This is a genomic window from Streptomyces sp. NPDC042371 (genome assembly GCF_056437465.1).
Map to the genome: position 1 here is coordinate 46,277 of NZ_JBWKAP010000005.1, position 12,163 is coordinate 58,439.

Annotated in this window: 11 protein-coding genes; 3 read left to right on the top strand and 8 right to left on the bottom strand. The window is 71.3% G+C overall.

Going from position 1 to position 12,163, the window contains the following annotated elements; all coding sequences use genetic code 11:
• Positions 1 to 195 precede the first annotated feature (195 nt).
• Positions 196 to 705, top strand: a complete 510-nt coding sequence (locus AC068B_RS16210; protein WP_478672140.1) for a GtrA family protein — start codon at positions 196 to 198, stop codon at positions 703 to 705.
• Here AC068B_RS16210 and AC068B_RS16215 read toward each other — a convergent pair.
• Positions 702 to 1,979, bottom strand: coding sequence for an ATP-binding protein (locus AC068B_RS16215; protein WP_478672142.1), 1,278 nt, complete (start codon positions 1,977 to 1,979; stop codon positions 702 to 704). The genes AC068B_RS16210 and AC068B_RS16215 overlap by 4 nt on opposite strands.
• A gap of 184 nt (positions 1,980 to 2,163) precedes the next feature.
• Entirely contained in the window at positions 2,164 to 2,841 is a 678-nt protein-coding gene (locus tag AC068B_RS16220; RefSeq protein ID WP_055567988.1) for a response regulator transcription factor, read from the bottom strand.
• A 471-nt stretch (positions 2,842 to 3,312) separates the two neighbouring features.
• On the opposite strand from AC068B_RS16220, the gene AC068B_RS16225 reads away from it, so the two are divergent.
• Together AC068B_RS16225 and AC068B_RS16230 are read left to right on the top strand one after the other, a co-directional pair.
• On the top strand, positions 3,313 to 4,809 hold the full coding sequence (locus tag AC068B_RS16225) for a peptide MFS transporter (RefSeq protein WP_478672144.1): 1,497 nt from the start codon (positions 3,313 to 3,315) through the stop codon (positions 4,807 to 4,809).
• Positions 4,810 to 4,968: 159 nt separating this feature from the next.
• Entirely contained in the window at positions 4,969 to 5,808 is an 840-nt protein-coding gene (locus AC068B_RS16230) for an alpha/beta hydrolase family protein (protein WP_478672146.1), read from the top strand.
• 440 nt (positions 5,809 to 6,248) lie between these two features.
• Here AC068B_RS16230 and AC068B_RS16235 read toward each other — a convergent pair whose 3' ends face one another.
• From AC068B_RS16235 to AC068B_RS16260, 6 genes are all read right to left on the bottom strand, one after another.
• A complete protein-coding gene (locus AC068B_RS16235; protein WP_478672148.1) occupies positions 6,249 to 7,601 on the bottom strand; it encodes a hypothetical protein in 1,353 nt (450 codons plus the stop codon).
• Complete coding sequence (locus tag AC068B_RS16240) at positions 7,598 to 8,794, bottom strand: hypothetical protein (protein ID WP_478672712.1); 1,197 nt, start codon at positions 8,792 to 8,794, stop codon at positions 7,598 to 7,600. Before AC068B_RS16240 ends, AC068B_RS16235 begins: the two co-directional genes overlap by 4 nt.
• Before the next feature lie 68 nt (positions 8,795 to 8,862).
• Complete coding sequence (locus AC068B_RS16245) at positions 8,863 to 9,912, bottom strand: COG1470 family protein (RefSeq protein ID WP_478672149.1); 1,050 nt, start codon at positions 9,910 to 9,912, stop codon at positions 8,863 to 8,865.
• Positions 9,913 to 9,995: 83 nt separating this feature from the next.
• Complete coding sequence (locus AC068B_RS16250; RefSeq protein ID WP_478672151.1) at positions 9,996 to 10,748, bottom strand: LPXTG cell wall anchor domain-containing protein; 753 nt, start codon at positions 10,746 to 10,748, stop codon at positions 9,996 to 9,998.
• 222 nt (positions 10,749 to 10,970) lie between these two features.
• Entirely contained in the window at positions 10,971 to 11,480 is a 510-nt protein-coding gene (locus AC068B_RS16255; protein ID WP_478672152.1) for an ATP-binding protein, read from the bottom strand.
• 278 nt (positions 11,481 to 11,758) lie between these two features.
• On the bottom strand, positions 11,759 to 12,127 hold the full coding sequence (locus tag AC068B_RS16260; RefSeq protein WP_478672154.1) for an STAS domain-containing protein: 369 nt from the start codon (positions 12,125 to 12,127) through the stop codon (positions 11,759 to 11,761).
• Positions 12,128 to 12,163 lie beyond the last annotated feature (36 nt).

The following is a 12,163-nucleotide window of genomic DNA, read 5'->3' on the forward strand; positions in this document are numbered from 1 at the left end:
GGAAGCCGCGCTCCGCGCCCCCTCCTGTCACAGCGGCGCCACAGAGTCCGGGCACCCGCGCGCGCCCGTGGGGGCCGCTGGTTAGCATGGCTGGGTCGACACGACCGAATCACCAATCCGTCGGCACGTACACGACCGGTACGAACGACCGGCACGAACGACCGGTACGCAATCGACGGGGGCTGGGGCGACACCATGACAGAACGGGGCCCAGTGCGCGTGCGGCTGGACAGGCTGGGGCGCGAGGTTGCCAAGTTCGGGGCCGTGGGGGCGGTCGGAACCCTGGTGAACTTCGCCGTCTTCAACCTCGTGCGGCACGTCACCGATCTCCACGTGGTGCGCGCGAGCGTGGTCGCCACGATCGTCGCCATCGCCTTCAACTACGTGGGGTTCCGCTACTTCACGTACAAGGACCGTGACAAGAGCGGCCGCACCAAGGAACTCACGCTGTTCCTGCTGTTCAGCGCGGTCGGCCTGGTGATCGAGAACGGCGTGCTCTACGCCGCGACGTACTGGTTCGGCTGGGACGGCCGCCTTGAGGCCAACTTCTTCAAGTTCCTCGGCATGGCCATCGCGACGCTCTTCCGCTTCTGGTCGTACCGCACCTGGGTGTTCAAGGCCCTGCCCGTCCGCGAGACCACCGTTGCGCATGCGGAATCGTTCCTGGAGGAGACGGACGAGAAGCCCGTCGTGCGGCGTTCCTAGCGGATCGTCTTGTCTTCCGCTTCGCTGTCCGTGCTCCGTGAGAGCGGCGTACGGGACAGGAAGAGCCCGAAGACCGGCGGCAGTGTCTGCAGCATCTCCAGGCGGCCCCCGTCGGCCTCGGCCAGATCCCGGGCCACCGCAAGGCCGATACCCGTCGAGTTGCGGCCGCTGATCGTCCGCTCGAAGATCCGCGCCCCCAGGTCGGCGGGGACGCCCGGACCCTCGTCCGTGACCTCGATGACCGCCTGGTTGCCGGTGACGCGCGTACGCAGCGCGACCGTGCCGCCACCGTGCATCAGCGAGTTCTCGATCAGCGCGGCGAGGACCTGGGCCACCGCTCCCGGCGTGCCCACCGCCTCCAGGTGCCGCTTGCCGGAGCTGACGATGGCGCGGCCCGCGCTGCGATAGGCCGGGCGCCACTCCTCAAGCTGCTGCTTGACGACCTCGTCCAGGTCGAAGGCGACGGCGGAGCCCGTGCGCGGGTCGCGGGAGTTGGTGAGCAGCCGCTCCACGACGTCGGTGAGGCGCTCGACCTGCGCCAGCGCGATCGTCGCCTCCTCCTTCACCGTGTCCAGCTCCTCGGTGACGGTGATCTCCTCCAGGCGCATGGAGAGCGCGGTCAGCGGGGTGCGCAGCTGGTGTGACGCGTCGGCGGCCAGGCGCCGCTCGGCGGTCAGCATCCGCCCGATGCGCTCGGCCGAGGAGTCGAGGACGTCGGCGACGCGGTCCAGCTCCGGCACCCCGTACCGCTTGTGGCGGGGCCGTGGGTCGCCCGAGCCGAGGCGTTCCGCGGTCTCGGCGAGGTCGGTGAGCGGGGAGGCGAGGCGGTTGGCCTGGCGGACGGCGAGGAGCACCGCCGCGATGATGGCGAGCAGTGCCACGGCGGCGATGATCAGCAGGGTCCTGCCGACCTCACGGGTGACGGCGGCCTTCGGCTCCTGGACGGTGACCTTCTCGCCCTGCTCGCCGGGGCGGGTGGCGCTGATGACCTCGCCGCCGGGGCGGGTGCCGATCTCGATGGACTTGCGGCCGGGGATCTCGATGCGGGCGTACCGGTCGGTGGCGACCTGGTCGCGCAGGATCTCGCCGCTGATCTTCTCCTCGCTGATCAGCCGACTGTCGACGATGCTGGCGAGGCGCAGGGCCTCGGAGTCGACGCGCTCCTGGGCGCTGCTGCTGATCGTCCTCGTCTCGACGATGACGAGGCTCACCCCGAAGACCGCGATGACCACGAGGACGACGGCGAGGGTGCTGTTGATCAGTCTGCGGCGCATTGCACCAGTGTCCCGCGTCTCGGGGTCCCTTTAGGGGCGCGGGGAACTGCGCGAGCAACCACGTACGAGCCGCACCCGCCGTCAGGCGCCGCAGGCAGACGCGGCTGCGGGTTGTTACGGGTTGCTCGCGCAGTTCCCCGCGCCCCTGGGGAGACTTCGCGCACCGCCCCCGAAGGCGTGCGGGTCAGCTCTTCTCGAAGCGGAAACCGACGCCCCGCACCGTCGCGATGTACCGCGGATTGGCCGCGTCGTCCCCGAGCTTCTTGCGGAGCCAGGAGATGTGCATGTCGAGGGTCTTCGTGGAGGACCACCACGTCGTGTCCCAGACCTCGCGCATCAGCTGGTCCCGGGTGACGACCCGGCCCGCGTCGCGCACCAGGACCCTGAGGAGGTCGAACTCCTTCGCGGTGAGCTGGAGCTCCTCGTCGCCCATCCACGCGCGGTGCGACTCGACGTCGATCCGCACGCCGTGCGTGGCGGGCGCCTCCTTGGGCTCGGTGGCGCCGCGCCGCAGCAGCGCCCGGACCCGGGCGAGGAGCTCGGCGAGGCGGAAGGGCTTGGTCACGTAGTCATCCGCGCCCGCGTCCAGACCGACGACGGTGTCCACCTCGTCGGCGCGCGCGGTCAGGATGAGGATCGGCACCGTGAGCCCGTCGGCCCGCAGCCGGCGGGCCACCTCCAGGCCGTCCATGCCGGGCAGCCCCAGGTCGAGTACGACAAGGTCTACGCCGCCCTGCAGGCCTGCGTCGAGGGCGGTCGGGCCGTCCTCACGGACTTCGACCTCGTAACCCTCCCTGCGCAGGGCACGGGCCAGCGGCTCCGAGATGGACGCGTCGTCCTCGGCGAGCAGTACACGGGTCATGGGGTGATGGTAGTCCGCAGTGGACAACGGCAGGGCGGTGATCGCACAGTGGAGGTGCGGCCCTGCGGCTGTGGGAAGCGATTCACAGAAACACCTTTGAATGTGCGCTGTTGGTTGCAGGGACACCTGTGATCCATCTCTCAAGTCCTTCCATATGCATCCCTGACGTGTCGTATGGTGACCCAACGCCTGATGCACTACTCAAGGACCTTTGGCCCGCTGTGCGGCCTTAGGTCTCTTTTATGTGTGCGGGCCGGTTACGACCGGCCTTGAAAGGAATGACCTGTGGTCGGGCCCTGAGTGCGAGGTTGCGCCAGGGTGTGGATCCCGGAGTCACCGCCCCTCGCCTCTTCTGCGGGGTGAACTCCCCCTGGGCGTGGGGGTGGGCGGCATGACGACGGTGCCGACCGCCCCCCACCGGGCGCGCTCACGCTCCTGCCGCGCGCGTCCCGAACCCACGAGGATCGACCCATGGCGTCCAGCCTGACGAAGGACTCCGCCAGTACCCCTGGCTCCGAGAAGACCTTCTTCGGCCACCCCCGCGGACTGGCCACTCTCTTCATGACCGAGATGTGGGAGCGCTACAGCTTCTACGGCATGAAGGCACTGCTCCCGCTGTACCTGATCGCCCCCGGCGGCATGAACATGAGTGCCACGACGGCGACGGCGATCTACTCCGTCTACATGTCGATGGTCTACCTGCTCGCCATGCCGGGCGGCTGGATGGCGGACCGCTTCTGGGGTCCGCGCAAGACCGTCGTCATCGGTGCCGCCGTGGTCATCCTCGGCCACATCACGCTGGCGCTGCCGAGCTCGGCCACCTTCTTCGCCGGTCTCGCGCTCGTCGCGCTCGGCTCCGGCCTCCTGAAGGCCAACATCTCCGTGATGGTCGGCCACCTCTACGACGGTCCGAAGGACGCGCGTCGTGACGGCGGCTTCACGCTCTTCTACATCGGCATCAACCTCGGCGCCTTCCTCGCCCCGCTGTCCATCGGCACGGTCGGCGAGAACGTCAACTGGCACCTCGGCTTCGCGCTCGCCGCGGTCGGCATGGCCCTGGGCCTCGCCCAGTTCATGATCGGCTCGCGCCACCTGAGCGCCCAGAGCAGCGTGGTCTCGCAGCCCGCGACGCCGCAGCAGCGCGCCGCCGCCCTGCGCAACGGCCTGATCTGGCTGATCGTCGCCGCCGCGCTCTACACGCTCATGGGCGTGACCGGCAACTTCGCCGACTGGGCCCTGATGCCGCTGATCATCGCCGGTCTGGTCATCCCGGTCACCGTCCTTGCCCGCATGAAGCGCGACAAGGAGCTCTCGGAGCTCGAGCAGTCCAAGCTGTCGGGCTACATCTGGTTCTTCGTGGTCGCCGCCGTCTTCTGGATGATCTACGACCAGAACGGCTCCACCCTGTCGATCTTCGGCAAGGGCTCGACCACGAACAACCTGCTCGGGTTCGACTTCCCGACCTCCTGGTACCAGTCGCTGAACCCGATCTTCATCATGGCGCTGGCCCCCGTGGTCGCCTCGGCGTGGCTCTGGCTGAACAAGCGGGGCAAGGAGCCGAGCACGGCCGTCAAGTTCGCCTCCAGCCTGACGCTGATCGGCATCTCCTTCGCCGTCTTCCTCATCCCGCTGATCGACACCGCCAACAACGGCGGCCGGGTCAGCCCGATGTGGCTGGTGTCGATCTACTTCATCCAGACCGTCGGCGAGCTCTGCCTCTCCCCGGTCGGCCTCTCGCTCACCACGAAGATGGCCCCGGAGAAGTACAGCGCCCAGATGATGGGTGTCTGGTTCCTCGCGGTCACCGCGGGCGACTCCGTCACGGGTCTGCTGACCTCGCCGCAGCTGGGCGTGGACCTGAACAATTCGGGGGCGGTCGCCGTCGAAGCGATCATCGCCGTACTGGCGGGTGTCGGAATCTGGACGTCCCGCAAGAAGGTCAAGCAGCTCATGGGCTCGGTCAACTGACCCCGTCGCTGTGAGGAAGGGCCGCTGCTCCGTGGAGCAGCGGCCCTTTCCGCTTTCTGCAGGCCTGGGCGTGCGAACAGAGGAACGTCCCGCCACCCGCACAGGTGGTGCGGAGGCGTTGCGCGGGAGGCGGGCGGCCGTGCGGTGCAGCATCTCGCCATGCGTCGTACGTTGCTGAGCGTTGCCCTCTGTGGGGCGCTGTTGTCGTCGAGTGCCGCCGCCCAGGCGGCCCCCGAGCCGCCGCACGGGCAGCTCTTCCGTTACGGGGCACACCCCCGCCAGAACATCACCGTGTACGGCGACAGCGGCCCTCCGCTCGTCATCCTGCACGGCGGCTACTGGTCGAAGGACACCGACTGGAGCGGGTGGGCGCGGTGGTTCGCGGCCCGTGGGTTCACCGTGTACGACACCGACTACCGGCTGACCTCGGACGCGGTCTGGCCCGCACAGCGCGACGACGTCCTCGCGGCGCTGCACTGGGTGCGGCTGCGGGAGGGCGGCGGGCGGCCGCTGGTGCTCGGGTCGTCGGCGGGCGGGCACCTCGCGCTGCAGGCCGGGGCGTACGGGGCGGGGCGGGCGCGGACGCGCGGTGTCGTCGCGCTGTCGCCCGTGGCGTCCCCGCACCGCGCGTGGCGCGACGGCGCGCGCCCCGGGGCCTCCGCCGAGCGGCGGGCGCTGCGGGGGGCCGCGGAGCGGCTTGCGGGGTGCGTGCCGGGCCGCGGGGCCGGGCGGGCGGAGCGGGCGTGCCGGGCCCGGTGGGCCGACCTGTCCGTCGCCTCCCACGCCTCCGGCGCGGACGACGCGCCGCTGCTCCTCGTCCACTCCACGGGGGACTTCGTGCCGCGGGCGCACTCCTCGGAGCTCGCGAGCGCGGAGCGCGGGGCTGGCCTGACCGACATCACCCTCCGCACGGTGTCAGGCCCCGCGCACGGGGGCCCGCTCCTCCGGGCCCCGGGCATGGCCCAGTCGATCCTGCGCTGGCTGCGGGGCCACGCGTAGCGCCCGCCTACGGCGGTCCGTCGACGTCTGCGGCCTGTCCGTGACTGGTCCGCGCAGACGCGTCTGCCTACGGCGGTTCATCAGCGGCTGCGGCCCTCCATGGGCCGCTCGCGCAGTTCCCCGCGCCCCTGACCGGAACCGGAACCCAGGCCACCCTCCACACAACGCCTCCCCCGCGGAGGTGCGGTTAAGGGGCGCGGGGAACTGCGCGACCAGCCACCGACCGCCCGCAGAGGCCATCCGGGGCAAGCCCCGCAGACGCGTCTGCCTACGGCGGTTCGTCGACGCCTGCGGGCCGTCCGTGGCCGAGCGCGCAGTTCCCCGCGCCCCTGGGGAGGCGGCGCGGACGCGCCCCTTAAGGGGCGCGGGGAACTGCGCGGCCAGCCACCGGCGGCCCGCAGAGGAATCCGCGCCCCGTCCAGCGCAGCGCCAGCGCAGCGTCAGCGCAGGCCGCGTCGCCTCCTGGGGAGGAAGGTGAAGACTGCTCCGCCAAGGAGGATCACCGTGCCCGCGACCAAGCCGAGCGCCCGCAGCGCGCCGTTGTCATCGGCGCCCGTGTCCGCCAGGCCGCCGCCGCCCGAGGACGAGCCGCCCCCGGTCGCCGTGCCGGAGCCACCCGTGCCGGAGCCGCCCGCGTCGGAGCCGCCCGCCGTGCCGGAGCCGCCCGCCGCCCCGCCCGGCTGCGCCGACGTGTCGAGTTCGAGGGAGACCTCGGTCTTGGCCGGGGTGCACGTCGTGGTCGTGCCCAGGGCCTTCACGGTCAGGACACCCGGTGACAGCGTCGACTTGCCGTCGGCGCCCGGCTTGTACGTCCCGGTCAGGTCGGGGATCGTCATCGGGTCGCCGGACTTGATCGGCTCCTTGTTGGTCGGGCCCTCGACATGCACCGTGCCCTTGTCCGCCCCGCCCAGCTTGACCTCCATCGACGGCTTCACTGAGTCCGCGGGGATGTCGGCCGGGCTGTCCATCACGGCCTTCTTGAACTGGACCGTCAGGCCGTAACTCCCGCCGTCCTTCTTGGCGTTGATCTGGACCGGCGAGGTCGCTTCCTTGTCGCCGATGGGCGTCTTGCACTTGTACGGGGTCTGGACCTCCTTGCCGGGGAAGTCGGTCTTCCCGTCGCCCCCGCCGGTGGAGGATCCGCCCGCGTTCCCGCCGGTGGTGGCGCCTCCGGAGGACCCACCCGACGTACCGCCCGTACCGCCCGAACCGCCGCCCCCCGCCGTCACCTTGATCGTCGCGCCCGCCTTCACCTGCTCCTTCGGCGTGCACTTGGTGTCGGTCGAGATCGGCTTGTTGACGTTGATGTTGTACGCGTCCGGGGTCAGCGTCACCTCGCCCGCCGCGGTCAGCTTCAGCTTGCCCTTCATGTCGGAGAGGAGCATGGGGCTGTTCTTCTTGATGGGCGGGTTCTTGCGCTCCCCCGCCATCTTCAGGTCACCGGTCTGGCCGCCGGCCAGCTTGATCGTGCCGGTCGGCAGCACCGTGTTCTCGCCCAGGTCGAGGACGTCCGGGTTCTTGGACGCGGCCTGCGTCGTCTTCCACACGACGTCGACCTCGTCGCCCACCTTCGCCGTGGCCGGTGCGGTGATCTCCACCTTGGTCGTGCCCTGCACGGGCGGCAGGTTGGAGATCGGCGGAGGGATGCACTCCGTCTTGTAGGCGACCTCTGCGGCCTCGGCGGCTGCGGCGGCTGCGGCGGCCTGTGCGGGGCCCGCGGTCAGCAGGATGCCCGCTCCGCCCAGCAGGAGCGCGACCGAAGCCGCGCCCGCTCTCCGTCGTTGCGTGCTCACGTGGTTCCCTTCGTCGGACTGTCGTCGGACGGTGCGGAGAGCCGGCCTGCGGGTGCGCCGGGGTCTGTGTCGGGGGTGAACCAGGGCAGGGCGGCGGCCGTGGACTCCGTACCGCCGGAGCCGCTCGCGCCAGGTGCCCCCGTGGGGTTCGTACGAGGTGCGGACGCCGCGTGCGACGACGTACGCGAGCCGCCCGCCGCCCGGGCCGTCCCGGGCTTCCGGTCCGCGTCGACCGCCCCCTGCGGGAGCCTCAACTGCGGCATGCGGCGGGCGAGTTCGGCCAGGCGTCCGGTGCGGTGGCGGCCGGAGCGGGAGGCGCGGCGCCGGTTCGGCCTGAGCCGGTCGACGACGGCCATGCCGATGCGGAAGACGGCCGCGGGCACGACGATGCAGAGGAGGATCCAGAAAACGGTCACGCCCCACGGGCGGCCCACGCCCCAGGGCTGCTCGGCGAGGACCTTCCCGCCGAACTTCAGCGAGACCAGGTAGTCGCCGTGCGCGCCCGCCGAGAGCTCCACCGGCAGCTTGATCTGCGCCTTCTTGCCGGGCGCGATCGTGCCGCGCCACTGCTGTTCCTCCCACTCCGGCGCGAACACGCCGTGGGAGGTGCCGACCTGGAAGACCGGGTTCTTCACGGGCGCCGAGCCGACGTTGCCGACGGTGAATTCGAGCTTGCGCTGCGGCGGGGCGCCGAACCAGGTGAGCACTCCGCTTGAGCCCTCCAGACCGGTGTCCGTCAGGACGGAGAGCTTGCCGCCCCCGGCCTGCTCGGGCAGCGCCTTCACGGGGTGGCCCGCGACCTTCAGCACCGCGTCGACCTGCTGTTTCTCGCCGGTCACGGTGGCGACGTGGACGACGCAGGGGCAGGGTTTTGGCGGCTCGGCCACGGGGAGCTTCTTGCTGAAGGCGCCGTCGCCGTCCGTGGTGACGGCCCGGCCGTCGGAGTTGGCGCAGGAGTTGGTGCCGCCGACGACGCCCTTGCCGGGGGCCGACTGGCCGCAGACGAGCATCATCAGCAGGGCGTCGGACCGCCACCCCGCGCCCTTGACGGTGACGGAGCCGCCCTTGCCCGCCTGCGACGCGGAGAGCTTCACGGTGGGCTTGGGCTTGTCATCGGCGGCGGAGGCCGAGGCCTGCGGCAGCAGCGCCACCCCGATGACAGCCAGGACAGCCACGACAGCCATGACAGCCATGACAGCCAGGGCAGCCAGCGCGGCCAGCACGGCGGTCGTCGCCCCCGAGCCGGGCCTGTTCTTCCCGTTCACCGTTCGTCTCCCGTCCCCGCTCGCGCCAACTCCGGTGCTCCACGCTTCTGTTCGGACCCGGCCCCGGACCCGGGCTCCGGCTCCCGCTCCCGCTCCCGCTCCTCCTCCGCACGTCGCCTCCGTCTGCGTACGAGATGAAGCGCCCCGCCCGCCGCGGCGAGCAGCAGCACTCCCCCGCCCGCCACCGCGCCCCACGGCACGAAGCGGGCCGAGGCGGTGGCGGTGTCGCGGGCGCCGCCCGCCGCCGTGGCCGTGAGCTCGACGTCGACCGCGTCGAGCGCCGGAGCGTCCGGCCACGGCTCGGTCAGGGACACCCTGCGGCCGGGCAGCAACTCGACCGGCAGCGTGCGCGCGGGCCGGTCGATGAGGGTGCCGAGGACACCGTCCGCGTGCACCGCGAGCTTCGGGGTCAGCACGGTGTTGCCGCGGTTGACCAGGTCGTACGCGATGCTCCCCGCGTCGGTGTCGACCTTGACGCGCTCGACGGTGAGCGCCGAGAGCGTCGGCCCGCCGACCCGCAGGTCCACGCGCACCCCCACCGTGCGGCCGCCGCCGCTCGCGACGATGGCCCCCGGATGGTCGCCGGGCAGCGCACCCGTGGGGACGGTCAGCGTGAACGGCACCTCGGCGCGGGTCCGCGGCGGGACCTTCACCTGGCGTTTCGCGAAGGTGATCCACGCCCCGGTGTCCTTGGGCGTGCCCTTGGCGGGGGTGACGGAGAACGCCCCGGAGCCGGTGTTGCCCGCGTCCGCGCCCCGCAGGGAGATCGTGCGGGGCTTCGGGCCCGGGTTGGTGACGGCCAGGGTGTCCTGGAGCACGGCGCCCGGGGTGCCCTCCGCGTAGAAGGAGGGCCGCCCGTCCTTCGCGGGCCGTGTGCCGCCGCCCGCGAAGGGCGCGACGGACCACTCCGCCGAGCCGCCGCCGTCCGCGTACGCGGGCACCGCGGGCACCGCGCCCGCCACCACCGCCGCCAGGGCGACCGCGCACAGCGCGCCCCGCGCGGAGGACGTCATCCACGGCTTCAGCGGCTTCAGCGGCTTCGGCAACCTCGATGGCTCGGGCGACTGGGGCGACTCTGGCGGCATCGGCGGCATCGGCGGCTCCTGATCTTCCTGCGGGTCCTGCCGGGCTACCGCGAGCGAGCCGCCTGGTTCCTGCGGGTCAGCCAGAGCGCACCGGCCGCTCCCGCGAGCAGCACGGTCCCGCCGAGGGTGCCGAGGGCGACGGCGGAGTCCGCGGGGCCGGTCTGCGGCAGCTCGCCGCCCGAGGGCGCGCTGTCGGAGCCGCCCGTGGTGCCGGAGCCGCCGGTCGCGTCGGAGCCGCCCGAGTCGGACCCGCCCGTGTCTCCGGAACCTCCAGTGCCGCCGCCGGAGCCCTTGACGTCCAGTTCGAGGGACGGCTTGGGGTTGTTGGCCGGGTTGCAGGTGGTGGTCGTACCGAGCGCCTTGATCGTGAGGACCCCGGCGGTGAAGGTGACCTTGCCGCTCTTCTTGGGCGTGTACGTCCCCGACAGGTCACTGATCTTGATCGGGGTGTTGGCGGGGATGGCCTCGGCGTTCGTCGCGCCGGAGACCGGCACCGTGCCGCTCTCCGCGCCGCCCAGCTTGATCAGCGCGCTTGGCTTCATCGCGCCCTTGCCGAGCTCCACGGGGCTGGAGGAGACGCCTTTCTGGAAGGACATGGTGAGCTTGTAGCCGCTGCCGCTCTTGACGCTCTTGATGTCGATCGGCGAGACGGCCGACTTCTCCCCGATCGGCGTCTTGCACTTGTAGTTGACGTCCTGGACGGTGGCCTGCGCGGCGGGGGCGGCCATCAGCACCGCTGAGCCGCCGGCCAGGACGGTGGCGAGCGCGAGTGCGGCCGATTTTTTCGTGTGCGACACCTCGTTTGTCCCCTCATGCCGGTCGTGGCGTGCCGCGGTGCGGAGTTACTGGTGTTACTGACGGCACATCAGATTGGGCGCTCAAGGTACGCCCGGGACCTTGACGAGGGAAGACAAAAGACGCGCCGGATCCGTAGTGATCCGGCGCGCGTACGAACCGTGGGTAACAGCGGTGGCCAAGGCCCAGCCACAGAGGGCGGGCGCCCCGAGCGGGCAGCCGGGCTAAGCGGGCGCGCCCAGCTCCGCCCAGACCGTCTTGCCCGCGACCCCGGGGCTGCGGACGACGCCCCAGTCCAGGCAGAGCCGCTGCACGATGAACATTCCGTGCCCGCCGGGCCGCCCGGCGCGGTGCGGCGTGCGCGGCGCGGGCTGCCCCGTGCCGCGGTCGGAGACCTCGATGCGCAGCACCTTGCCGTCGGTGGACAGCCAGAGCTCGTCGGGGCCCTCGGCGTGCAGGCAGGCGTTGGTGACCAGCTCGGACACGACGAGGAGCACGTCCTCGGCGGCGGCCCGCCGGTCGGCGTTCTCCGCGGGCAGCCAGCCCCATGCGTGGAGCGCCTGCCGTGTGTAGTCGCGGGCGAGCGGGACGATGCCGCTCGCGCCGTTCAGGCTCAGCCTGCGGACCTGCCGGGCGGCGGGCGTCCCGGAGGCCCCGTCCGCGGAGGCGTCCGCGACTGCGGCCTCGGACTCCGGGCCGCGGTCGCCCGGCGAGTAAGGCCGGGTGGTGCTCATCAGCGCTTCACCTCACCGACAAGAGGACTGAGGACTCTGAACTGTGGACGACCAGAGAGCTCGGGGCGAGTAGGGAACATCGGCTGCTTGCCGTTCTGACTGTTGACTTTGAGGACCGCTGTCAGCGGATCCAGGTCTCTCCTGCCCGGACGAACCGTGAGAACACCCACTAGTTCGACACGGCCCGTGTGACGCTGGTAACGCCATGATCACACGGCGACAACTGCCGCATAACTATCGCGATCATCGCGTGGGACCGTGCCGGGCCCATGACCGGGTCACTCACCCAGAGCCGCTTCAAGGTCCTCGTGGACGGTGAAGACGGCCTCCGCCCCGGTGATCTCGAAGACCCTGGCGACCACCGGAAGCATCCCGGCCAGATGGACGCCGCCGCCCGCGGCCTCGGCCTTGAGCCGGGCTCCGAGCAGCACGTTGAGCCCCGTGGAGTCACAGAATTCAAGGCGTGAGCAATCGACGACAAGCCGTGCATAGCCGTCCGCCAGGCAATTCTCGAGTGGTTCGCGCAACACATCGGCGGTGTGGTGATCCAACTCACCCGCCGGGGTCACGACGGCACTCGTCCCCACCTTCCGGACTTCGACCAGAAGCCGGCCCCTGTGTGCGCTGCCGACCGTCCCGCGGTCCATGCCGTCTCTCTCTTCCGACCGTCGTGGCTGTTGATG